Genomic DNA, 22330 nt, shown 5'->3' with positions numbered 1-22330 from the left:
ATCCTAGGCGGTGTGGTCCGTCCGACACACGGAGTACGGCTTTCGGTCATACTGGAGCAATACGGAAGTTGGTGAAGTGATGACAGTGGTCTCGATGGGAATTCCCACCGTGCGGTTCGACGCTGCCTCCCTCGCCGGTCGTCCCGAGACGGATCTCCTGGTCGACAGGTTCGGGCGTGTTGCCAGAGATCTGCGAGTCTCGATCACCGAGAAGTGTTCACTTCGTTGCACGTATTGCATGCCGGAGGAAGGCTTGCCGGCCATCGCTGCGGAAGATCTTCTGAGTGCCGACGAGATCATTCGAGTAGTCGGAATCGGCGTCGAACGAGTCGGTATTCGCGAGGTGAGATTCACCGGCGGCGAACCGCTGATGCGTAGTGACCTCGAAAAGATCATCGGGGGGTGCGCCGCGCGCGTGCCAGGAATTCCACTTTCCATGACTACCAACGCCGTTGGGCTCGAACATCGTGCCGCAAAGCTGGCTGCAGCTGGTTTGACTCGCGTGAATGTTTCCCTGGATTCGGTTGATCGCGCCCATTTCGCTGAATTGACGCGTCGAGACAGGTTGCCGTCCGTTCTCGCGGGAATTCGAGCGGCAGCTGCGGCCGGGCTCGCGCCACTGAAGATCAATGCGGTGCTGATGCGTGAAACGCTCCACGGCGCGGCGGATCTTTTGCAGTGGTGCCTCGAAGCCGGCGTCGAATTGCGCTTTATCGAGCAAATGCCTCTGGACGCAGACCATGCATGGGCACGCGAGAACATGGTGACCGCGGCTGAATTATTGTCCGTTTTGGGAAGCCGTTTCGAATTGGAAGCAATCGGCCGTGAAGATCCGTCGGCTCCTGCCGAAGAATGGCGTGTCGACGGGACCACGATGACGGTAGGGATCATCGCTTCCGTGACCCGCTCGTTCTGCAGTGAATGCGATCGGACGCGAATGACCGCAGAGGGAACAATTCGGTCATGTCTGTTCAGTGACCGTGAAGTTGATCTGCGTGCCGCGCTCAGGGCCGGAGCAAGTGACGACGAACTAGCGGATTTGTGGCGCGGTGCGATGTGGAACAAGTGGGCTGGGCACGGCATCGACGCCGCGGACTTCGTTCCGCCGGAAAGAAGTATGGGAGCGATTGGTGGCTGATCCGCATTCGATCTCGGTTCGTTACTTTGCTGCTGCAGCGGATGTATCCGGTTGCCGTAGCGAGGTAGTCGCCATCTCGCCTGACAACACACTTGCCGAGTTGGTGGCGGTGCTGGTCGGGCGATACGGACCGGAGATGGAGCGAGTGCTGTCGGTCTCGGCTTTCCTCGTCGGTGACGAGTTGACCCGCGACGTCTCTCGAGCCTCCGGTAGCGCTGTCGATATTCTTCCGCCTTTCGCTGGAGGCTAGTCCGAGAATTGCCGGCGTAGCTATTTGTGGGCTGCCGACGTATTATCCTTTTTCGGTTTGCCGGTCCAAATATTCATATCTTGATCACTCCAGCTCAAGTGGCATCTATCTCCGTTTTCTCCATTGTTGGTCAATTGCCCAGCATTGGTCGTTTTGTTTAGTTTCTCCTACTTTTGGGGGAGCGAATGCACTTCGAATTGCCAAGGTGAATTGTCATCTGTTTGGATGACAAAAGAAATACCTTCGCTGTTGGTAATTGTCGACATGTGTTAATTTGGCGCAATTCCACTCGGGATATGTGAAAGGTATTTCAATGTCGATTAATTCCACGCGCCGTGTCGGAGTCGTCGTAGCGCTCCTCGGGGCAGCTGCACTCACCGCTCCGGCAATTGCTACTGCGCTTCCGTCCACCGGTTCTCTCGGCTCGTCTGCGCCGGAAGCCTCGTGCTCGACCCTGTCCACCGCAGCGACGCCGAACGGGTGGGGCATCCCGTTCACCGACGAGAAGGATCAGACCGCGTCGTACTCGGCCGACAACGTTCTCGACAAGGACGGTTCACTGAAGCTGGCCGTCGACGGTACCGGCGATCGTTCGGTTTCCTACCATTCGGCCGGCGGTATCAAGTTGTCCGACGCAGTCGACAAGGCGATCGGCTTTGCCGAGCGCGCCGCCACGCCGACTGCGGCGTTCCAGCTCCGCCTCACCGGAACGACCGGCGGAAAGTTCGAGAACGGATTCACCACCCTGGTGTGGGTCCCGGGACCCGACGCCACGCCGACGGCTGACGGCGGCGTTCACGCGGATCTCCAGAAGGGCGTGTGGTGGAGCACTCAGAACATCGACGGCGCCAAGGACCGCGTGTCAGTGCCTTTGGCTGACATCGTCGCCGCGAACCCGAACGCGGTAGTCGACCACTACGGCGTCAGCGTGGGCACCGGTTCCGCCGCCACGTCGACGCTGGTCGATGCAGTGCAGTTCAACGGATGCACCACCAACTTCGCGAAGAAGGATCCGGCTTCGGGAACGGGTTCGCTGGGCGACGTCTTCGGCAGCCTGTTCGGTAGCTAGTCGCTTGTAAGAGCTCTGGTAGGAGTTACTTCCACCAGTCATCGAGGGGTGTGACCGGCACCGTGCGCTTGTGACGAGTGTTGGTGAACATCTTCTCGAGCTTCTCGGCTACCTCGGAGGAAACGTCCTTTCCTTCGAGGTAGTCGTCTATCTGTGAGTACGTGACGCCGAGGGCAACTTCGTCGGGTAGCGCGGGTCGGTCGTCCTCGAGGTCGGCGGTCGGCACCTTGCGCCACGTGCTCTCGGGTGCGCCCAATTCCTGCAGCAATGCAGCGCCCTGGCGTTTGCTCAAGCCGGTGAGCGGCGTGATGTCGACACCGCCGTCACCGAATTTCGTGAAGAAGCCGGTAATCGCTTCTGCGGCGTGGTCGGTACCGATCACGAGGTAGCCGAGCTGACCGGCAATCGCATACTGGATGACCATTCGTTCGCGCGCCTTGATGTTGCCGCGGACGAAGTCGCGTAGTTCGCCGTTTCCCAGCGCCTCGGAGGCCTCACGGGCCGTGGCGTCGGCGCCAGGCTTGACGTTGACCGTGAGAGAGCGGTCCGGCTTGATGAAGCCGAGCGCGATCTGAGCGTCGGATTCGTCGGCCTGCGCGCCGTAGGGGAGTCGAACGGCGACGAACTCGGCCTCGTGGCCTTCTTCACGAAGTTCCGTGACCGCGCGTTGGGCGAGGGCTCCGGCGAGCGTGCTGTCCTGACCGCCGCTGATTCCCAGAACGAACCCTTTGGCGGGGGTCGAGCGCACGTAGTCCTTCAGGAACTGGACTCGCGCGCGAACCTCCGCTGCGGCGTCGATTGTCGGCTTTGTGCCGAGTTCTTCGATGATGCTTTCACGCAGTGTGGCCATGAATGGACTCTAGCGATGTGAGCAGGCGCGTGCAGTGCCACCGTATCCAGGGCGGTACGGTCGCGCACATGAGTGCGAACAACGTTCTGGTGGTCAGTGCGACGAAGTCGGAAGCGGCATACGTGCCGCAAGGATACGAACTGCTGATCACGGGGATTGGAAAGGTCAGTGCTGCAACAGCAGTCGCCTCTGCTCTCGCGCGGTACGAGCGGGATGATCTGCCGCTGGTCGTCAACATCGGGACAGCCGGTGCGCTGCACGCGCACCACGGCGGCCTCTATATTCCCGGCGTCGTCATCAATCACGACATCAGCAGCACCGCGATCCGAGCGCTGGGGCACGACGTCGCGGACCGTTTGGAGCTCGCCGGCGGTGACGACTCGGTGTTGGCGACCGGCGACGCATTCATCGCCGACGCTGCAACCCGGGACGCCCTTGCGCAGCGAGCCGATCTGGTCGACATGGAGGGGTTTGCCATCGCATTCGCCGCACAAGCTGCGGGTGCTACCTGCCGACTCGTCAAACATGTCAGCGATCACGCGGACGACTCGGCCTTGGACTGGCCCGCGATGATCGATGCCAGCGCCCGCGAATTGGGGCGCTGGCTGCTCGACAACGTCTGATCGAGCCTGCAGCGTCTGGTCAAGCCTGCGCAGTCAGTATCAATCCGGTGTCGTCGGGCTTGCGCAGGGTCAGCGTGTCGGCGTCGACGGTGTAGCTCACTTCGCCGTCGAGCACCGCCAGGATCTGGCGCTCGATGTCCATGTTCTCCTCGGGGCAAGCCATACGCGTGGTTGCCATCGGCGTGAACGTGACTGTGGTGTCGGACGTCTGGGCGCTTCCGGTCATGCGATTGCATCCGGTGCTCCCGCTGACCGAACCGTCTGCGGCAATCGTCAGTTCGGGAGCTGACGTCTCCAGAGCCAGGCTCGTACTGATCGCATCGGGACTGATGAGGGACGTGACAGTCCACGTCGTGCCCTGCAGCGGTCGATCCGGCGTGACGATTTTCTTGTCCTGCAGGGTGACTGTGGCGTCCTTCGATGTCAGGACGAGGGTGTCGCCATCGAGGCTCCACGCCGGCGCGGCGGTCAGCAATGTTGTTGTCCAGGAGTCGGACTCGGCGATGCCGGGAGGGCAGCCCATCATGGTCGACGCCATGGTGCCGGTGGTCAGCGTGCCGTCGTTGAACTCGACCGAACCGTTTGCCGTGTTGCATCCGGCGCTCGCGGACACTCGACCGGCCTGGCTGAAGTCGAGAGTCAGCGGGCCGCCGCCGGGAATTTGTGTTCCATCCACGGAGGTCGAGATGAACACACGACCGGAGGGATCCGTCTTGTCCTCGGGGGAGTCGGACGAAGCGGAGCAACCACTTACCGCGGCGATGGTCAGGAGGCCGATGACGGCTGCAGCGATGCGCATGGGCTCACATTAAGTGGTGGGACGGATCTGGGGAGTCAACATCGAGTAACGCGCCGGGCAAGGTCTTCCCAGCCGGCCGCCAGGCGCTCGGTGGTCATCCCGAGATCGCGCACCTGATGAAGGACGAGCGACGCTTCGAGCGGTGCCAACAGTGCTGAAGCGAGCAGATCGAGGTCGCCCTCGACGCCGGCTCCTCGAAGAAGCCCGATGACGTGAGCGATGCCGAGAGCCCGGGCCGGACCGCCGAAGCGGTATTCAGGAGCGTTTTCCGCCGCTCGGAGGACTTCGCCCTGTACTTCCACCATGGCAATCCGGGCTCGTCCGAACGCGATGAGGCGCTCGATCGGCGGCGCGCCCGGACCCAACGGTGGGGGGCCGAACATGAATGCCTGCTGCAGTTCTCGCTCGGTGTGATCGAGCAGTGCCTGCATCAGTCCCGATCGATTGCCGAAGCGCCGAAAAACTGTGCCCTTGCCCACACCGGCCCGGCACGCGACAGCATCCATCGTCACCGCGTCGACACCTCGCTCGGCAACGAGGAGGGCTGCGGCGTCGAGCAGAAGTACGCGGTTACGTGCTGCGTCACCGCGCTCGACCGGCGCGGCGCCGATCTGGGGGAGGGGGATTGCGCTCACGGGATCAGGTTACAGGGCCGGGGAATGTAAGTGGACCGCGGTCCGTTTAGTTGATATAACTTTCAACCGGAGCCACCAACCGCACCACTCTCGAAGGAAACTCGCTATGTCACAGACCAATGTTCTCGTTCTCGTCGGCAGCCTGCGCGCCGGATCCGTCAACCGCCAGCTTGCCGAGACGGCTGTGTCCGCCGCACCCGAGGGTGCCACGCTGACGGTCTTCGAAGGCCTCGCCGACGTCCCCTTCTACAACGAAGACATCGACGTCGAGGGTGCTTCCATCCCCGCTGTCGACGCACTGCGCTCCGCTGCGAGCGACGCGGACGCGTTCCTGCTCGTCACCCCCGAGTACAACGGCACCATTCCCGCAGTTCTGAAGAACGCCATCGACTGGATCTCGCGTCCGTACGGTGTCGGTGCAGTCAAGGACAAGGCTGTCGCAGTCATCAGCGCTTCGCCCAGCGGCAACGGCGCCAAGTGGGCACACGAAGACACCACCAAGGCGGTCCGTATCGCCGGCGGCAAGGTCGTCGAGGACACTGCACTGAGCATCGGTGGAACCGGCGCACTGTTCGGTGAGCTGCACCCGCGTGAGAACGCAGAGGTGCTCGCTCAGGTCTCCAAGGTCGTCTCCGACCTCGTCGACGCCGGCAAGCAGCTCGTCAACGCGTAATCCGTTTCACGAATGAGGGCCATGCCGGAAGGTGTGGTCCTCACTCGTATGCGCGCTAGAGCCCTTCGCGTTCCATCGCGTCGTCGACCGCGTCGCGAACCGACTCGAAATCCTTGCCGGCCATCATCGCTTCGCCCATCGCAGCATCGATACGGTCGGCGACGGCGGCGTACCGACGCTCCCAGTTCTCCTTGTCCTCCCGCCAGTAACCCATGACGTGCATGCGGTTTGCCGGGATTTCCCATGTTCGACGCAGGTGGGTGCGGATGCGTCTGGCGGCCGCGGCCTCGACTGCACACCAGATGTAGCCCTCGCCGGGAGGCAGGGCAGCGCCGGCCAATTCGGCGAGCAGCGAGTCCGATTCCTCGATCCATCGGTAGTGAGCGTCGGCGCGCGTCGTGAACGTCTGCTGTTCGCTCGGCGCGGGTACCTGCGTGATGACGTGGATCGGTAGACCGTCGGGTGCTTCTTCGAGAATTCGCCCGATCGCGGGCAGAGCGGCGTGATCGGCGACCATCAGCAGCCAGTCGCAACCTGCCGGCGGCGTGAACCACCCGGTCGCCGTCGAGAGGTGAACGGTCTCGCCCGGTTGCGCAGTCGCGGCCCAGAGTGCCGCGCCGCCGTGGCCGTGGAGAACGAAGTCGATCTCCAGTTCGTTCTTCGACGGCTGCCAGCGCCGGACCGTGTAACTGCGGGCGTGAGGGGGAATGAGAGGGAATCTGACGAGCACCCGTTCGTCCGGGCTACCACTCGTCTCGAAGTCGCTCAGACCCTCCCCACCGAAGGTGATTCTGCGCATCAACGGTGTCACCTGCTGTGTTCTCGTCACGGTTGCCTGGTGGCGTGGAGCCTCGTCCTTCGGGGGTGTTTCCACGACGCTCATGGTAGGTCCGTGGCGCGGCTCCGAGAGGCCGGCGAGCAAAAAAATAGACTGTGACGCGCGACACGCCGACGCGCCGGGAAATGAAGGCGCTGAACAGGGGCGACCTGGGAATTCCAACGATGTGACTCACAACATCTCGCGTTATGTGTTTCTGTCGGCCACTAGGTGTAGTGTCTTGAGCACTGAGAGACCACAACGCGGAACGCTTCGAGCGAGACTCCGGCAATCGGTCGTATCGGTGCTGAACATCACTACATCGGCCTTTGTTGGCTAAGCGAAAGAGGGACTCTCATGAGCATCACCGTCTACACCAAGCCCGCTTGCGTTCAGTGCAATGCCACCTACCGCGCCCTGGACAAGGCCGGTCTCGAATACAACGTCATCGACATCACCGAGGATGCCGAAGCCCGCGACTACGTCATGGCTCTCGGGTACCTCCAGGCACCCATCGTGGTTGCCGGTGAAGATCACTGGTCGGGCTTCCGTCCCGATCGCATCAAGACCCTGACCGTCGCTGCTTGAAGCGCCGCAGTGTCGGCGGTGGACACCTCCGCCGACACATCTGAGTAGTTCCGGGCACCGTACAAGAAAATGGTGACAACCGATGACTTCGCTGGTCTACTTTTCCAGCGTGTCGGAGAACACCCACCGATTCGTTCAACGTCTCGGCCTGCCTGCGACACGTATACCTATCCATGACCGTGACGGCTCATTTCGTGTACACGAGCCCTATGTGCTGATTCTGCCCACCTATGGTGGCGGGGTCACCGTGACAGGGCGCGACACCAGTTATGTACCGAAGCCGGTCATTCGTTTTTTGAACAATCCACACAACAGGTCGTTGATCAGAGCAGTGATCGCGGCGGGAAACACCAATTTCGGTGAGTCCTTTTGCTATGCAGGAAACATCATTTCCCAGAAATGCCACGTTCCTTTTCTGTACCGGTTCGAACTCATGGGCACTGCCGAGGACGTCGACCGGGTACGAGAAGGCTTGGGGGAGTTCTGGAATCATCTCGAAACAGAGAAGGAGCACGGGCAGTGGCGCCAACCATCACTGACACGATCGCGGCAGGAAGCGTAGAGCGTGATGCGCGCGGCGGCGATTCCACCAACGGTCTCGACTACCACGCACTCAACGCCATGCTCAACCTGTACGGCGCCAACGGTGAGATCCAGTTCGAGATGGATGTCGCTGCAGCCCGTCAGTACTTCTTGCAGCACGTCAACCAGAACACCGTGTTCTTCCACAACCTCGACGAGAAGCTGGACTACCTCGTCGAGGAAAACTATTACGAGCCCGAGGTTCTCGATCAGTACTCACGTACTTTCGTGAAGTTCCTGATCGATCACGCGTACGCCAAGAAGTTCCGCTTCCCGACGTTCCTGGGTGCATTCAAGTACTACACCTCCTACACGCTCAAGACCTTCGACGGTAAGCGCTACCTGGAGCGTTTCGAAGATCGTGTCTGCATGGTTGCGCTCACCCTGGCCGCAGGCAACGAAGACCTGGCCGTCGAACTCGTCGACGAGATCATCGCCGGACGCTTCCAGCCCGCCACCCCGACGTTCCTGAACTCGGGCAAGAAGCAGCGCGGTGAGCCCGTGTCCTGCTTCCTGCTTCGTATCGAAGACAACATGGAGTCCATCGGTCGCTCCATCAACTCGGCACTGCAGCTGTCCAAGCGCGGTGGCGGAGTTGCCTTGCTGCTCACCAACGTTCGTGAGCACGGCGCACCGATCAAGAAGATCGAGAACCAGAGTTCGGGTGTCATCCCGATCATGAAGCTTCTCGAGGACTCGTTCTCCTACGCCAACCAGTTGGGTGCGCGTCAGGGCGCCGGTGCTGTGTACCTGCATGCGCACCACCCCGACATCTACCGGTTCCTCGACACCAAGCGTGAGAACGCCGACGAGAAGATCCGTATCAAGACGCTCTCACTCGGCGTCGTGATCCCGGACATCACGTTCGAACTGGCGAAGAAGAACGAGGACATGTACTTGTTCTCGCCGTACGACGTCGAGCGCATCTACGGAGTTCCGTTCTCCGACATCAACGTCTCCGAGAAGTACTACGAGATGGTCGACGACAAGCGAATTCGCAAGTCCAAGATCAAAGCTCGCGAGTTCTTCCAGACCGTCGCCGAATTGCAGTTCGAATCGGGCTACCCCTACATCATGTTCGAGGACACGGTGAACCGGGCAAACCCGATCGAGGGCAAGATCACGCACTCGAACCTGTGCTCGGAGATCCTGCAGGTTTCGACGCCTTCACTGTTCAACGACGACCTGTCCTACTCGAAGGTCGGCAAGGACATCTCCTGCAACCTGGGTTCGCTGAACATCGCGAAGACCATGGACTCGCCCGACTTCGCCAAGACCATCGAAGTGTCGATCCGCGGATTGACGGCGGTGTCCGATCAGACGCACATCTACTCGGTGCCGTCGATCGAGCAGGGCAACAACGACTCTCACGCCATCGGCCTCGGTCAGATGAACCTGCACGGATACCTTGCTCGTGAGCGGATCTTCTACGGCAGCGAAGAAGGCATCGACTTCACGAACATCTACTTCTACACCGTGCTCTTCCACGCACTGCGTGCGTCGAACAAGATCGCCATCGAGCGCGGCTCGTACTTCAAGGGTTTCCCGGAGTCGAAGTACGCCTCGGGTGAATTCTTCGACAAGTACACCGACCAGGCCTGGGAGCCTGCAACCGACAAGGTTCGCGGACTCTTCGCCGATGCGAAGCTGCACATCCCCACCCAGGACGACTGGCGTGAGCTGAAGGCTTCGGTTCAGAAGCACGGTATCTACAACCAGAACCTTCAGGCCGTCCCGCCGACCGGCTCGATCTCGTACATCAACTACTCCACCAGCTCCATCCACCCGGTGGCGTCGAAGATCGAGATCCGCAAGGAAGGCAAGATCGGCCGCGTCTACTACCCGGCGCCCTACCTGACCAACGACAACCTGGAGTACTACCAGGATGCCTACGAAATCGGGTACGAGAAGATCGTCGACACCTATGCTGCCGCAACGCAACACGTCGACCAGGGCCTGTCGCTGACGCTGTTCTTCAAGGACACCGCAACCACCCGCGACATCAACAAGGCGCAGATCTACGCGTGGCGTAAGGGCATCAAGACGCTGTACTACATCCGTCTGCGTCAGATGGCACTCGAAGGCACCGAGGTCGAGGGCTGCGTTTCCTGCATGCTGTAGAGGGCTCCGCCCCCGTGCGCCTTTTCGGTAGTGGTTACTACCAAAAAGGCGCACAGGGGTATCAGGCCGGCGGACGGCCGGGACCGTGCATCTTGCCGGCATTCTTCGGCATTCGACCGTGCTCGGTGAGTGCGCGCCGAAGGAGAAACTCGATCTGGGCGTTGGTACTTCGGAGATCGTCGGCGGCCCAGCGGGCGAGGGCGTCGTGTACCGCTGGGTCCAACCGAAGAAGGATCTTCTTACGCTCGGATCGCGGAGCTGGATCCGTGGCCATGTGGCCTTTCCTTTACTGGTAGAGCGAACCGGTGTTGAGCACCGGTTGTGCGTCGCGGTCGCCGCACAGCACGACCAGAAGGTTACTGATCATCGTGGCCTTGCGTTCCTCGTCGAGTTCGACGACGTGCTTTTCCTCGAGCTGCTTGAGTGCCATGTCGACCATGGACACCGCGCCTTCGACGATTTGCTTGCGGGCGGCTATCACAGCACCCGCTTGCTGGCGCCGAAGCATCGCGCTGGCGATCTCCGGTGCATACGAGAGCCTGTTGATGCGTGTCTCGATAACTTCGACACCCGCCGCACGCACGCGGGCGTGAACCTCCTCCGACAAGGTGGTGGTGATGATATCGGCGTTCTCGCGCAACGAGACTCGGCCTTCGGCGTCGTACGGGTAGCTACCGGCGATATGGCGGACGGCCGCCTCGGTCTGTACGGAGACGAACTCCTCGTAATCGTCCACCTGGAACGAGGCGAGCGCTGTGTCGGCCACCTGCCAGACGACCACCGCCGAGATCTCGATGGGATTGCCGTCGGCGTCGTTCACTTTCGCCTGACCGGTCTCATGGTTTCGGATGCGCGTCGAGATCGATCGACGGACCGTCAGCGGATTTGTCCATCGCAGTCCCGGCGTGCGCAAGGTGCCGCTGTACGAGCTTCCGAGAAGTTGCAGAACTCGGGCTTGATTCGGTTGCACCAAGGTCAGGCCCATCAGGAGGGGGAGTGACGCGATGAACAGCACCACTCCGACCGGAATCAGGGCGAAGAGTCCCAGAACTCCGCCAACGACGGACAGCGCGATTCCGGCCAGGAAGAGAAGGACGCCGCCGAGGAGCATCCAGCTGCCGGACAGGTCCCAGCCTGGGCGTTCGGCGATCGTTGTGGTGGCGACACCGGTCGGTTTCTCGGCCACGGTGGGTGTGCTGGTCATGCGAGACTCGCTTTCCATCGGTAAGTGATATTTAATTGATATCACATTTTTTGTACTCGTGGAGGGGCGCGTGCGACACATGTTGTTGTGTTGGCATCGCGGACCCGACACAACGGGTAGTGTTCAGGCAAGCCAACATTCGGCAGTATCTCTCTCGCTAGGTAGGAATTATGGTCAAGCTGGTCAGTCGCGTTTCCGCCATCAACTGGAATCGCGTCCAGGACGAGAAGGACGCCGAGGTATGGGATCGCCTCGTCAGCAACTTCTGGCTGCCCGAAAAGGTGCCGGTCTCCAACGACATCCCGTCCTGGGGAACGCTGACCGCGCAGGAGCAGCAGCTCACCATGCGCGTCTTCACGGGCCTGACGCTGCTCGACACCGTCCAGGGAACCGTCGGCGCCGTCAGCCTCATCCCGGACGCGATCACTCCCCACGAAGAAGCGGTGTACACCAACATCGCCTTCATGGAATCGGTGCACGCGAAGAGCTACAGCTCTATCTTCTCGACGCTGTGCTCCACCCCCGACATCGACGACGCGTTCCGCTGGTCGGAGGAGAACCCCAACCTGCAGCGCAAGGCGCAGATCGTTCTCGACTACTACAACGGCGAGTCGCCGCTCAAGCGCAAGGTCGCATCGACGCTCCTCGAGAGCTTCCTCTTCTACTCCGGCTTCTACCTGCCGATGTACTGGTCCTCGCGAGCCAAGCTCACCAACACCGCAGACCTCATCCGCCTCATCATCCGCGACGAGGCCGTGCACGGGTACTACATCGGCTACAAGTACCAGAAGGGCCTCGAACAGCTCACCGAGGCCGAGCGTGAAGAGCTCAAGAACTACACGTTCGAGTTGCTCTTCGAGCTCTACGAGAACGAGGTCGACTACACCCAGGACCTCTACGACGGCGTCGGTCTGACCGAGGATGTCAAGAAGTTCCTGCGCTACAACGCCAACAAGGCGCTCAACAATCTCGGCTACGAAGGCCTCTTCCCGAAGGACGAGACGGACGTCAATCCGGCTATCCTGTCGGCACTTTCACCGAATGCGGACGAGAATCACGACTTCTTCTCCGGCTCGGGTAGCTCCTACGTCATCGGCAAGGCAGTCAACACCGAAGACGACGACTGGGATTTCTAGAGCGACCCTGCACCCAACGAGGCCCGACTCCTGCACACGCGGGAATCGGGCTTCGGTCGTCGATGGGGGAGTGGGTCAGCGCTGAAACCACGCTTCCGGCTTGTCCAGCAATGCTTTTGCGAGGCGCAGACGCGAGGTTTCCGTCATGTCCGAAGGCAATCCGCTCGGCGCGAACCACGCGACCTCGAGGTTTTCGTCGTCCGCCACGTGTGCATCTCCGCCGGTCCACCTGGCCAGGAAGCAGACGTCGAGGTACTGAGTCACGTCACCATTGGGGTACGTAATGGGTTCTGTGACATCGACACTCGTGATCCGAATCAATTCGGCGTCGACGCCGGTTTCTTCCTTCGCCTCCCGCACCGCCGCCGCCGACGGTTCCTCTCCGGGCTCGAGAACGCCGGACACGACGGCCCACTGACCGTTGTCGGCGCGGCGGGTGAGAAGGACCCGGCCGTCGTCGTCGCGGATCACGACGCTCACGCCGGACAGCCAGAGCGGCGCATGACCGACCTTCTCGCGCAAAGCGACAATGAATTCCGGGATCGGCATGATCAGAACCCGACCGTCACAGTTGTGGCGAGCCGCCTCGAATGTGGGAGTAGTGGTTCGTTCCAGTCAGCTCGCATATCCGTTCAAGGTTCCCTCCAAGTCCGCCAATACGGCACGGGCGGCAGTCATCCCGTTTCCGTTCCAGATTTCGTCTTCAGCGACGAACACACGCCGGTCGGTGGCGGCGGCGAGGTCCTGCCACTGGTCGCTCTTCATGATCTCGGTGCCGTAGGTACGGCCGTTCGGCCCGTCGAAGAGGACGTAGATCAAGTCCCCTTCGGCGGCGCTGAGATCGTCGGCCGGAATCGGTGCCGTGGTCGCATCGGTCAATCGCTGCGCCGGTGGGCGCCGGACGCCGACGTCGCTGAGGATCTGTCCGGCGAAGGATGCAGGGCCCTCGATCTGCAGGTCCTTCGAACCGAACCGAACCACTGATGCCTGCGTCTGCGATGCATTCAATGCGTCGCCGAGCTGCACGACGTCCTGCTGGTAGCGGTCCAGCTCCGTTGCAGCCGCGGACGAACGGCCCAGTGCCTGGCCGGCGAGGGCGAACTGCGCTTTCCAGTACACGGGATCCGAGCCCGCGAACACGGTGGGGGCGATGGCGTCGAGTTGCCCGTACAAGCCGTCGGACGCCGGACTGGACCCGAGGATCAAGTCCGGCGCGGCGGCCTTCACGGCGTTGACGTCAGGTGCGCTCACGGGGCCGACACTCGGAATCTCCGAGATGCCGAAACCCAGGTACGACGGTTGAGGTGAGTCGACACCGGTCGCGGCGCCCACTACCCGCTCCCACAGGCCGAGGGCGCACACGGCGTCCATCGAGACGCTGTCGAGGACCACGATCCGTTGGGGATCGGAAGGAACCTCGGTTTCACCCGCAGTGTGTACGACTCGACGCTTCACCCCGGGGCCCGCTCCCGGGTCGGCTTGCGTCGGCGTCGGGCACGCGGTGGCGGTGTCGCGTTCGATACCCATCACGCCGGCACCGGCGATCGACGTAGTGGTCCGGACGATGGTGCTCGCGGGATCGTCCGACGAGTCGGACGAGCAACCACCGAGGACGAGCATCGTGGCGGCGATCCCCAGGATCGAGACACGACGAACGGACGTGCGGGCGGTCGTGCGTGAGAGAACAGACGTGCGTGAGAGAACAGACAAGTCGACGGCTTCCTGTGTGAGCGGGCGCCGTTCAGGTTAGCTGTTCGACTCAGCTGTTCTGCTTGTCCACCTCGAACGTGTCCGAGAGGTCGTCGAGGATCATGTGGGCGCCCTGGATGCTGACCGGCGACATCCAACGTGAATCGTCCACGTCGACCTTGCGTCCTCGAAGGGTCTGCCACAGCGGGCTCTCGAGGAACGGCTTCGCAGCTTCGGCGCTCTTGCCCTCGGCGTCTTGCCAGGTGCTGATGAAGATGACGTCCGCGTCGGCTTCGTTGATCAGCTCGGGGCTGATCTTCATCATGATGTTTCCGGCATCGGCGGGGTCAGGTCCCTGGTTGTCCGGGCGCTTCAATCCGGCGTCCTGAAGGACGATGCCGCTGAACGAGGTGGTGCGGTAGAGGCGTGCCGTCGGTTCACCGGCGAATCGGACTACCGAGATGACCGGGTTGTTCGCCTTCTCGTTGATTTCCTTGCCGACGGTGGCTGCGCGGGTTTCGTACTCGGTGATCTTCGCCTCGGCCAGTGACTCCTTGCCCAGCGCTTGACCGACCAGGCGGATGTTGTCCTTCCACGTCGGGCCGGTCGTCTGAGTGAAGACGGTGGGTGCGATTGCGGAGAGCTGCTCGTAGTTCTTCCCGTCGCGGACCTCGGCGGAGATGATGAGGTCTGGCTGCAGTGCGGCGATCTTCTCGAGGCTTGCACTGCTGACCGTGCCGACCGAGACGGCGTCCGCGGCGAATTCCTCCCGCGAGGATCCGAGGTAGTCGGGAAGACCGGGCTCGCGGTAGTCGACGTAGCCGACGAGCGGGGATTCGAGGAGAAGGACGGCGTCGGTGAAGCTGTTGTCGAGCGCGACGATCCGCTGGGGTGCTGCCGGGATTTCGGTGCTTCCACGGAAGTGTTCGATCGTGCGGGGGAATGCGCCCGACTCGGTCGAGGTGGTGGTTGCAGCGGGCTCGTCGTTACTCGAGCAGGCTGGAACGACCAAGGCGATCGAGGCTGCGACGGCTACCAGCGCGGCGCGGCGGGGAAAGAATTTCACTGATTGGCTCCTGAGATGAGTTAGGCGAGGGTGACCTTATCAGTGGAGGGGTTGGCCGAAAACGGACACCGACCGAATTCTTCGACGCGCACGACACGCCGATTCGGAAGTGGGTTCGGACTCCCGGGGGAACATAAACCGCAGGTCGTTCGTTCGGTGCCGTGAAAAACGGATGCTCGAGTACGACGCAGAGTAGGACCGGGTCGCGGTGCCTCGGAGTCACGGTCTACGATTCGATGAGCGCAAGCCAGAAGCCGTTGTCCGCAGCCCGGGCGACGGACCCTGCGGGCGCAACCAAGGGCTCTTTGACGGAGTCTGCGGAGCGACCAAAGGCACATTCAGGAGGATCAGTGACTGCCGTAGCGCCCCAGCCAGTCCCCACGATAGCGCCGGCCAGGCCTTACCCGCCGCGGCAGGGACCCAAGGGCTCATTCATTTTCAAGATGATCACGACCACCGATCCCAAGGTGCTCGGAATCATGTACTTGGCGACTTCCATCGCCTTCTTCCTCATCGGTGGCCTCATGGCACTGATGATGCGTGCCGAACTTGCTGTACCCGGCATGCAGTTCCTTTCCAACGAACAGTTCAACCAGCTGTTCACCATGCACGGCACGATCATGCTGCTGCTGTACGCGACCCCGATCGTCTTCGGCTTCGCGAACTACATTCTTCCGCTCCAGATCGGTGCACCCGACGTCGCGTTCCCGCGCCTGAACGCGTTCAGCTACTGGCTGTACCTGTTCGGTGCGATCATCACGACGGCCGGATTCGTCACGCCCGGTGGCGCAGCAGACTTCGGTTGGACGGCATACACGCCGCTGACCAGCGCGCTGCACAGCCCCGGCGTCGGCGCCGACCTGTGGGTCTTGGGTCTGGCCGTCGCCGGCCTCGGCACCATCCTCGGTGGCGTCAACATGGTCACCACCGTGATCTGCCTGCGCGCACCCGGTATGACCATGTTCCGCATGCCGATCTTCACCTGGAACATCTTCATCACCAGCATCCTGATCCTGCTGGCGTTCCCGCTGCTGACCGCTGCATTCATGGGCTTGTTCGTCGACCGCCATCTCGGTGGGCACATCTTCGACCCGGCAACGGGCGGTGTGCTCCTGTGGCAGCACCTGTTCTGGTTCTTCGGTCACCCCGAGGTGTACATCATCGCGCTGCCGTTCTTCGGCATCGTCTCGGAGATCTTCCCGGTCTTCAGCCGTAAGCCGATCTTCGGCTACAGCGGCCTGGTGTACGCAACGTTGGCCATCGCCGCTCTGTCGATCGCAGTGTGGGCCCACCACATGTACGCAACCGGCGCTGTTCTCCTGCCGTACTTCTCGTTCATGACGTTCCTGATCGCTGTGCCGACAGGTGTGAAGATCTTCAACTGGATCGGCACGATGTGGAAGGGGCAGTTGACCTTCGAATCGCCGATGTTGTTCTCGATCGGCTTCCTGATCACCTTCCTTTTCGGTGGTCTGTCGGGTGTCATCCTCGCGAGCCCGCCGCTCGACTTCCACGTCACCGACAGCTACTTCGTCGTCGCCCACTTCCACTACGTGGTCTTCGGCACGGTCGTGTTCGCCACGTACGCCGGTATCTACTTCTGGTTCCCGAAGATGACCGGTCGCATGATGGACGAGCGTCTCGGCAAGTGGCACTTCTGGACCACGTTCGTCGGTTTCCACGGCACGTTCCTCGTTCAGCACTGGCTCGGTGCCGAAGGTATGCCGCGTCGTTACGCCGACTACCTGCCCTCGGACGGGTTCACGGTTCTGAACTCGGTGTCCACGATCTTTGCCTTCGTACTCGGTGCCTCGACGCTTCCGTTCATCTGGAACGTCTTCAAGAGCTACCGCTACGGCGAGGTGGTCACCGTCGACGATCCGTGGGGTTACGGAAACTCGCTGGAGTGGGCAACCACCTGCCCGCCGCCGCGTCACAACTTCACCGAGTTGCCGCGCATCCGCAGCGAGCGTCCGGCGTTCGAGCTGCACTACCCGCACATGGTGGAGCGGATGCGCGCGGAAGCGCACGTCGGCCCCGGCCACGGCGGGAAGAACGCCAGCACCGTGCTCGAAGATGCTCGTCACGAGCCGCTCACGGTCGGGGACGAAGGCGACCCCGGAACCGACAGCCGCTCCTGAGCGAAGTAACACACTGAAGTAATCAGCGAAGGCCCCGCCCGAGTAACGGGTGGGGCCTTTCGCTTGGCACAATAGTGACGATCAAGACGCGAACGAAGAAACGATCGGAGTTTTCGGTGGGTGCCTCTGACACCACTGTTCTGGTGACTGTGACCGGGCCGGACCGCCCTGGCGTCACCTCGGTACTGTTTGCGGCGCTGTCGCGGCACGATGTGCGTCTACTCGACGTGGAGCAGGTGGTGATTCGAGGTCGACTGACACTCGGTGTCATGGTTGCCTGCCCGAACGATCCCGAAGCGCTTCAGGAAGAACTCGAACAGGCGATGGCGACGGTCGGAATGAACGTCGACATCGAAATCGGTGCCGATCCCGGACGGCCCGCGGTGTCCACCCACGCGGTCGTTGTTCTCGGTAGCCCGGTCAATGCTCGCGCAATGCGATCGGTGGCACGCGAACTCGCGAAGCAGGGCGCAAACATCGATTCCATCCGTGGTGTCGCCGACTATCCGGTCACCGGCCTCGAACTCAGCGTCAGCGCGGCCGATACGACCGACGGCGACGCGAAGCTGCGCACCGGACTCGCCGAGGTCGCCGCACTCGAAAACGTCGACATCGCGGTCGAGCGCGCAGGTCTCGCTCGACGGGCCAAGCGTCTGATCGTGTTCGACGTGGACTCGACGCTCGTCCAGGGCGAGGTCATCGAGATGCTGGCCGCGAAGGCCGGCGTCGAGGACGAGGTCCGCGCCGTCACCGAAGCTGCGATGCGCGGCGAGATCGACTTCACCGAATCACTGCACCAGCGTGTGGCGACACTCGCCGGTCTCGACGCCTCCGTCATCGACGAGGTGGCAGAGAGCATCGAACTGACGCCGGGTGCGCGAACCACGATTCGCACCCTGCGCCGTCTCGGATTCCACTGCGGCGTGGTGTCGGGTGGCTTCCGGCAGGTCATCGAAGGCCTCGCACACGAACTCGAACTGGACTTCGTGCACGCCAACACCCTCGAAATCGTCGACGGCAAGCTGACCGGACGTGTGATCGGTGAAATCGTCGACCGCGCCGCGAAGGCCGTTGCGCTGCGCAAGTTCGCCGATCAGGTCGGTGTGCCGATGGAACAGACCGTCGCCGTCGGTGACGGTGCCAACGACATCGACATGCTCAACGCCGCGGGCCTGGGCGTGGCGTTCAACGCCAAGCCTGCGTTGCGGGAGGTCGCAGATGCTGCGTTGTCGCATCCCTTCCTCGACGCTGTGCTGTTCATTCTCGGTGTGACCCGCGACGAGGTCGAGGCTGCGGACGCCGTCGACGGTGGCGTGCGACGCGTACCGATTCCATGAGTTCCGATCCAGCATTCAGTTCCGATCCAGCTGTGATGTCCGGCCCCGATTCGCGCTGGCGCGAGCGCCACGCGGTGCTGGCTGCTGGGTACGGAGGGCGAGACGATCCCGCGGATCCGGCGCTGGTGTTGGCGATGCCGATCGTTCTGCACATTCCGAAGGCAGACCCGCCCAAGCGCACCGCACTGCTCGAGGCTGCGGCAACGGCGGCTGTGGCGCTGTGTCTGGACGAACGCGTCGGGTTCACCGAAGACGGGGAACCCGGCCCCTGGCACGAGGACTATTCGGCGTGGGTGGGTGCCCGGATTCGGAAGGTGTCTCGTCGAGCGCGAGGAGCGCAGTGGCTCGCCGCGCAGGAGGTACCGGGAATCACCGTCGATGTGGATGGCGCGCAGGCGCGGGCTCTGGTTCCCGGGCCGGTCGGAGAACTGGACCCGCGAATCAAGAAGTTGCAGATCGGTGGGACCGATCTCGAGCACGACGAGCCTGGCCCGCCGGAGCCTGGTCTTCCGGTGCTGTGGATCGACTCGGCGCTCGAGATGACGGTTGGCAAGGCTTCGGCACAGGTCGGGCATGCCTCGATGTTGTTGGCGGCGGCCATGTCCGAGAAACAGTGCTGGGCCTGGACGCAGAACGACTTTCGCTGCTCGGTGCGCGACGCGAGCCCGGAACAGTGGGCCGAAGCAGTAGTTCGGCTGAAGAAGTCGGAGGCCGTCGCGGTTCGTGACGCTGGTTTCACGGAAGTGGCACCAGGCTCCATGACAGTCATCGCGGTTCCGTAGAGACGCAACCGACCAGTCCAGTATCGGTAACTTGGCTATGGATGAACAGTCCAGTGGCCATCAAGATGGTCGAGTGTTGATACGGAGATTCGCCTCGCTGTTCGTTGGTCTGTGGTTGTACGGCTTCTCGATGGCCATGATGATCACAGCCGGTCTTGGTCTGGATCCCTGGGACGTTTTTCATCAGGGTGTGGCCGAGCACGTTTCGCTCAGTTTCGGCGTGATCACTGCGATTACCGGTGCGGTGGTACTGCTGCTCTGGATTCCGATCCGTCAGCGGCCGGGATTCGGAACGGTCGCCAATGTCGTTGTCATTGCCATCTCGGTGGATACCTCACTGGCCTTCTTGCCCGTCTTTGATTCCATGCCAGTTCGAGCCGTGATCATGGTCGCGGGAATCCTCCTCAACGGACTGGCCAGCGTTCTCTACATCGGCGCGGGCATGGGGCCGGGCCCCCGCGACGGATTGATGACCGGACTGGTCGCTCGCACAGGTCTGTCGGTCAGGCTCGTGCGTACCAGCATCGAGATCGCGGTCCTCGCTACCGGATGGCTCCTCGGTGGAACGGTTGGCATCGGAACCGTGTTGTACGCCTTCGGGATCGGGCCGACCATTCAATTCCTGATCAAGTTGCTGCCGGATTCCATGACAGCAGCGGTTACCGGAGGACGTGTCACGGAACGTAAGGCCAAGACCGTGGGTCCGGTCAGTGAAATCTCGGTGCCGACGGGAACTTCGGCCGTGGAGGCAGGTTCGCCGGTCGGTGACGCCGAATCGAACGATGCAGTCAAGGTGCCGTCGAACCATTCCGGAGTGCCGACGGTGACCTGAACCGGTCCACCGGAATGCAGGATCAGGAGCCAACTGTCGTCACCGAGTGGGCGCCCGGTTCGAGTGTGAGACCGAACGTCGGCTCCGTCGATCCAGGCCTGCAGCGTTCGGTGACTCTCGTCGTACCATGCGGTGTCGTCGAACTCGACGCCGGCAGCGTCGAACCAGACGAGGTCCGGGTGCTCCAGTCTTCTTCTGCCTTCGAAGAATTCGGGCTGACGCAACGCCGGTGCTGCTCGGCGTAGTCCGAACGCTCGGGAGACGAACTGCATCAACGACTGATCGGCCGTAGTCCAGTCCAGTGCCCACGACTCGGCTGGGGAGGCAACTGCTGGAACACAATACGCGTTGTTGTTCCCGCCGAGGCTGTGGCCGAACTCGTCACCGGCGGTGATCATCGGGGTACCTGTCGACAGCACGAGTGTGGCCAGTAGCGCCCGTACGTGACGTGCCCTGGCGTCCTGAATCTCGGGATCGGTGCTCGGGCCTTCGATTCCGTGGTTGAACGAATCGTTGTGATCGGCGCCGTCACGATTGTCTTCACCGTTGGCCTCGTTGTGTTTGCGGTTGTATGCCACGAGATCGGCGGCGGTGAACCCGTCGTGCGCTGTGACGAAGTTGATCGACGCCCAGGGGCGACGGCCGCTGCCGGCAAAGATGTCCTCGGAACCGGCGAGGCGCGACGCGACCTTCCGGACGCTGGATCCGCCGTTCCAGAACTGGCGAATGGTGCTGCGGTACTTGTCGTTCCATTCGGACCACTGGAGTCCGAAGTTTCCGACCTGGTAACCGTCGGCAGTGGCATCCCACGGTTCGGCGATGAGCTTGCACCGAGTCAGTACCGGATCGGAGGAGATGGCGGACAGGATGGACGCCCGCTGGTCGAAGCCTCCGCCGCGCGGCCTACCCAACGCGCTCGCAAGATCGAATCGGAAGCCGTCGACACCCATTTCGGTGGCCCAGTAACGGAGGCTGTCGGTGATCATGCGGACGGCGATGGGGGAGCAGGCGTCGACCGTGTTGCCGCACCCGGTCAGGTCGATGTCGCGGCCGTCGCCGTCGAGAAGGTAATAGCCGGGGCCGTCCAAACCTCGCCAGCTGACACTGATTCCGTCGACACTCTGCTCGCAGGTGTGGTTGTAGACGACGTCGAGGACGACCTCGATGCCTGCCGCGTGTAGTGCGTCGACCATGATCCGGAACTCGGTGACTTCGCCGCCCGGAGTTGCCGCGTATCCGGGATGCGGGGCGAAGTACGACGCCGTCGAGTATCCCCAGTGGTTGCGCATCCCTCGCTCGCGGACGCTGTGTTCGGTCAGAAATGCCTGTACGGGAAGCAGTTCCACGGCAGTGACGCCGAGTGAGACGAGGTGATCGATCACGGCCGGTGCCGTCAGGCCGAGGTACGTTCCGCGGTGGGCGGCGGGTACTCCTGGATGACTGGCGGTGTACGCGCCCACATGCAGTTCGTAGATGACGCTTTCCTCCCACGGCGTCTCGAGGCGGGCTCCGGCGGGCGCGAGGCCGGGAGTCACCACGGACAGCGGCACGTGGCCGAGCGAGTCGACCGTCGACGGGTCGCCGAAGGGATCGTCGGCGTACGACAGGAGGGCACGGTGATCACCGAGATCCCCCTCGATGCGGCGCGCCCACGGATCGACGAGCAGCTTGTGTGGATTAAGTCTCAGCCCGGCGCGCGGATTCCACGGGCCGGACGCCCGAATTCCGTAACGCTGCCCCGCACCGATCCCGGAGATGATTCCATGCCAGATTCCGTACGTGTGTTGCCGAAGTTCGACGCGATCTTCGTTTCCGTCCTGGTCGATCAGGCAGATGTGGACGCTCGACGCAGCTGGGGCGTGGACCGCGAACTGGGTTCCGGAGTCCACGATGTTGGCGCCGAGTGGGAACGGAGACCCTGGCGTCGGGGTGTGAGTTTCGATGAGAGGCGACACGCAAGATGATCCTGCCGTGAACGGCCGGAGAATGTGCGGGAAG

The 22330-nt window shown here is 62.3% G+C and carries 22 protein-coding genes and 1 pseudogene; 13 read left to right on the top strand and 10 right to left on the bottom strand.

Annotated features, from left to right (window positions below; translation table 11 throughout):
* The first annotated feature begins 79 nt into the window (after positions 1–79).
* The 3 genes from moaA to RhoBH5_RS04130 all read left to right on the top strand — a co-directional run bounded on the left by moaA (position 80) and on the right by RhoBH5_RS04130 (position 2457).
* Complete coding sequence (gene moaA / locus RhoBH5_RS04140; RefSeq protein ID WP_047271625.1) at positions 80–1138, top strand: GTP 3',8-cyclase MoaA; 1059 nt, start codon at positions 80–82, stop codon at positions 1136–1138.
* Positions 1131–1388 carry a MoaD/ThiS family protein gene (locus tag RhoBH5_RS04135; protein WP_003944706.1) on the top strand — a complete coding sequence of 86 codons (258 nt, stop codon included), beginning with the start codon at positions 1131–1133 and terminating at the stop codon, positions 1386–1388. Before moaA ends, RhoBH5_RS04135 begins: the two co-directional genes overlap by 8 nt.
* Positions 1389–1701: 313 nt before the next feature.
* Entirely contained in the window at positions 1702–2457 is a 756-nt protein-coding gene (locus tag RhoBH5_RS04130) for a hypothetical protein (protein ID WP_270007969.1), read from the top strand.
* Between the two features lie 25 nt (positions 2458–2482).
* Here RhoBH5_RS04130 and nadE read toward each other — a convergent pair whose 3' ends face one another.
* On the bottom strand, positions 2483–3307 hold the full coding sequence (nadE, locus tag RhoBH5_RS04125; RefSeq protein ID WP_003944695.1) for an ammonia-dependent NAD(+) synthetase: 825 nt from the start codon (positions 3305–3307) through the stop codon (positions 2483–2485).
* Positions 3308–3375: 68 nt separating this feature from the next.
* Between nadE and RhoBH5_RS04120 the strand changes: the two genes are divergently transcribed.
* Complete coding sequence (locus tag RhoBH5_RS04120) at positions 3376–3930, top strand: nucleosidase (RefSeq protein WP_030534959.1); 555 nt, start codon at positions 3376–3378, stop codon at positions 3928–3930.
* A 19-nt stretch (positions 3931–3949) separates the two neighbouring features.
* On the opposite strand, the gene RhoBH5_RS04115 is transcribed toward RhoBH5_RS04120, so the two are convergent.
* The gene (locus tag RhoBH5_RS04115; protein ID WP_007736061.1) at positions 3950–4729 is read right to left on the bottom strand and encodes an META domain-containing protein; all 780 of its coding nucleotides are present in this window, start codon (positions 4727–4729) and stop codon (positions 3950–3952) included.
* A gap of 35 nt (positions 4730–4764) precedes the next feature.
* Positions 4765–5364, bottom strand: coding sequence for a TetR/AcrR family transcriptional regulator (locus tag RhoBH5_RS04110; RefSeq protein WP_003944690.1), 600 nt, complete (start codon positions 5362–5364; stop codon positions 4765–4767).
* Positions 5365–5470: 106 nt separating this feature from the next.
* On the opposite strand from RhoBH5_RS04110, the gene RhoBH5_RS04105 reads away from it, so the two are divergent.
* A complete protein-coding gene (locus tag RhoBH5_RS04105; RefSeq protein WP_030534957.1) occupies positions 5471–6037 on the top strand; it encodes an NAD(P)H-dependent oxidoreductase in 567 nt (188 codons plus the stop codon).
* Between the two features lie 55 nt (positions 6038–6092).
* Here the strand turns inward: RhoBH5_RS04105 and RhoBH5_RS04100 are convergent, their stop codons facing one another.
* Complete coding sequence (locus RhoBH5_RS04100) at positions 6093–6920, bottom strand: siderophore-interacting protein (protein ID WP_042450048.1); 828 nt, start codon at positions 6918–6920, stop codon at positions 6093–6095.
* A 291-nt stretch (positions 6921–7211) separates the two neighbouring features.
* Between RhoBH5_RS04100 and nrdH the strand changes: the two genes are divergently transcribed.
* From nrdH to nrdE, 3 genes are all read left to right on the top strand, one after another.
* The gene (nrdH, locus tag RhoBH5_RS04095) at positions 7212–7442 is read left to right on the top strand and encodes a glutaredoxin-like protein NrdH (protein ID WP_003944717.1); all 231 of its coding nucleotides are present in this window, start codon (positions 7212–7214) and stop codon (positions 7440–7442) included.
* A gap of 82 nt (positions 7443–7524) precedes the next feature.
* Positions 7525–8004: a class Ib ribonucleoside-diphosphate reductase assembly flavoprotein NrdI gene (nrdI, locus tag RhoBH5_RS04090; RefSeq protein ID WP_042450045.1), complete on the top strand. Its 480-nt coding sequence runs from the start codon at positions 7525–7527 to the stop codon at positions 8002–8004.
* Positions 7962–10145 carry a class 1b ribonucleoside-diphosphate reductase subunit alpha gene (gene nrdE / locus RhoBH5_RS04085; RefSeq protein WP_003944756.1) on the top strand — a complete coding sequence of 728 codons (2184 nt, stop codon included), beginning with the start codon at positions 7962–7964 and terminating at the stop codon, positions 10143–10145. The genes nrdI and nrdE overlap by 43 nt, the downstream gene beginning before the upstream one ends.
* 61 nt (positions 10146–10206) lie before the next feature.
* Here the strand turns inward: nrdE and RhoBH5_RS04080 are convergent, their stop codons facing one another.
* Entirely contained in the window at positions 10207–10419 is a 213-nt protein-coding gene (locus tag RhoBH5_RS04080) for a hypothetical protein (protein ID WP_003944723.1), read from the bottom strand.
* A gap of 12 nt (positions 10420–10431) precedes the next feature.
* A complete protein-coding gene (locus tag RhoBH5_RS04075) occupies positions 10432–11349 on the bottom strand; it encodes an SPFH domain-containing protein (RefSeq protein ID WP_003944699.1) in 918 nt (305 codons plus the stop codon).
* A 170-nt stretch (positions 11350–11519) separates the two neighbouring features.
* Between RhoBH5_RS04075 and nrdF the strand changes: the two genes are divergently transcribed.
* Positions 11520–12485 carry a class 1b ribonucleoside-diphosphate reductase subunit beta gene (gene nrdF, locus RhoBH5_RS04070; protein ID WP_270007968.1) on the top strand — a complete coding sequence of 322 codons (966 nt, stop codon included), beginning with the start codon at positions 11520–11522 and terminating at the stop codon, positions 12483–12485.
* A 75-nt stretch (positions 12486–12560) separates the two neighbouring features.
* Here nrdF and RhoBH5_RS04065 read toward each other — a convergent pair whose 3' ends face one another.
* From RhoBH5_RS04065 to RhoBH5_RS04055, 3 genes are all read right to left on the bottom strand, one after another.
* On the bottom strand, positions 12561–13034 hold the full coding sequence (locus tag RhoBH5_RS04065) for an NUDIX hydrolase (protein ID WP_083059848.1): 474 nt from the start codon (positions 13032–13034) through the stop codon (positions 12561–12563).
* A gap of 66 nt (positions 13035–13100) precedes the next feature.
* Entirely contained in the window at positions 13101–14195 is a 1095-nt protein-coding gene (locus tag RhoBH5_RS04060) for an iron-siderophore ABC transporter substrate-binding protein (RefSeq protein WP_270007967.1), read from the bottom strand.
* 49 nt (positions 14196–14244) lie between these two features.
* Entirely contained in the window at positions 14245–15240 is a 996-nt protein-coding gene (locus RhoBH5_RS04055; RefSeq protein ID WP_019747891.1) for an ABC transporter substrate-binding protein, read from the bottom strand.
* Positions 15241–15590: 350 nt separating this feature from the next.
* On the opposite strand from RhoBH5_RS04055, the gene ctaD reads away from it, so the two are divergent.
* The 4 genes from ctaD to yczE all read left to right on the top strand — a co-directional run bounded on the left by ctaD (position 15591) and on the right by yczE (position 20332).
* A complete protein-coding gene (gene ctaD / locus RhoBH5_RS04050; protein ID WP_020907234.1) occupies positions 15591–17381 on the top strand; it encodes an aa3-type cytochrome oxidase subunit I in 1791 nt (596 codons plus the stop codon).
* Positions 17382–17497: 116 nt separating this feature from the next.
* Positions 17498–18718 (top strand): phosphoserine phosphatase SerB, encoded by a 1221-nt coding sequence (serB, locus tag RhoBH5_RS04045; RefSeq protein WP_042926136.1) that lies wholly within the window; start codon positions 17498–17500, stop codon positions 18716–18718.
* Complete coding sequence (locus RhoBH5_RS04040; RefSeq protein WP_082661439.1) at positions 18715–19500, top strand: peptidyl-tRNA hydrolase; 786 nt, start codon at positions 18715–18717, stop codon at positions 19498–19500. Before serB ends, RhoBH5_RS04040 begins: the two co-directional genes overlap by 4 nt.
* A gap of 37 nt (positions 19501–19537) precedes the next feature.
* The gene (gene yczE, locus RhoBH5_RS04035) at positions 19538–20332 is read left to right on the top strand and encodes a membrane protein YczE (RefSeq protein WP_306673537.1); all 795 of its coding nucleotides are present in this window, start codon (positions 19538–19540) and stop codon (positions 20330–20332) included.
* Here yczE and glgX read toward each other — a convergent pair.
* Positions 20245–22287 (bottom strand): annotated as a pseudogene (gene glgX / locus RhoBH5_RS04030) (glycogen debranching protein GlgX); the annotation flags it as partial. The gene yczE and the pseudogene glgX overlap by 88 nt on opposite strands.
* Positions 22288–22330 lie beyond the last annotated feature (43 nt).

Origin of the sequence: Rhodococcus sp. BH5, assembly GCF_027583855.1 — a bacterium.
Taxonomy (GTDB): Bacteria; Actinomycetota; Actinomycetes; order Mycobacteriales; family Mycobacteriaceae; genus Rhodococcus_F; species Rhodococcus_F qingshengii.
This window is presented reverse-complemented; position numbering and strand designations above follow the sequence as displayed.

Bases quoted from the DNA above. Each gene is read 5' to 3' on its own strand.
- nrdI (WP_042450045.1), top strand. From the start codon at position 7,525: ATGACTTCGCTGGTCTACTTTTCCAGCGTGTCGGAGAACACCCACCGA.
- nrdH (WP_003944717.1), top strand. From the start codon at position 7,212: ATGAGCATCACCGTCTACACCAAGCCCGCTTGCGTTCAGTGCAATGCC.
- RhoBH5_RS04120 (WP_030534959.1), top strand. From the start codon at position 3,376: ATGAGTGCGAACAACGTTCTGGTGGTCAGTGCGACGAAGTCGGAAGCG.
- RhoBH5_RS04115 (WP_007736061.1), bottom strand. From the start codon at position 4,729: ATGCGCATCGCTGCAGCCGTCATCGGCCTCCTGACCATCGCCGCGGTA.
- RhoBH5_RS04100 (WP_042450048.1), bottom strand. From the start codon at position 6,920: ATGAGCGTCGTGGAAACACCCCCGAAGGACGAGGCTCCACGCCACCAG.
- RhoBH5_RS04080 (WP_003944723.1), bottom strand. From the start codon at position 10,419: ATGGCCACGGATCCAGCTCCGCGATCCGAGCGTAAGAAGATCCTTCTT.
- nadE (WP_003944695.1), bottom strand. From the start codon at position 3,307: ATGGCCACACTGCGTGAAAGCATCATCGAAGAACTCGGCACAAAGCCG.
- RhoBH5_RS04105 (WP_030534957.1), top strand. From the start codon at position 5,471: ATGTCACAGACCAATGTTCTCGTTCTCGTCGGCAGCCTGCGCGCCGGA.
- RhoBH5_RS04075 (WP_003944699.1), bottom strand. From the start codon at position 11,349: ATGACCAGCACACCCACCGTGGCCGAGAAACCGACCGGTGTCGCCACC.
- yczE (WP_306673537.1), top strand. From the start codon at position 19,538: ATGGATGAACAGTCCAGTGGCCATCAAGATGGTCGAGTGTTGATACGG.
- nrdF (WP_270007968.1), top strand. From the start codon at position 11,520: ATGGTCAAGCTGGTCAGTCGCGTTTCCGCCATCAACTGGAATCGCGTC.
- moaA (WP_047271625.1), top strand. From the start codon at position 80: ATGACAGTGGTCTCGATGGGAATTCCCACCGTGCGGTTCGACGCTGCC.
- RhoBH5_RS04130 (WP_270007969.1), top strand. From the start codon at position 1,702: ATGTCGATTAATTCCACGCGCCGTGTCGGAGTCGTCGTAGCGCTCCTC.
- RhoBH5_RS04065 (WP_083059848.1), bottom strand. From the start codon at position 13,034: ATGCCGATCCCGGAATTCATTGTCGCTTTGCGCGAGAAGGTCGGTCAT.
- RhoBH5_RS04040 (WP_082661439.1), top strand. From the start codon at position 18,715: ATGAGTTCCGATCCAGCATTCAGTTCCGATCCAGCTGTGATGTCCGGC.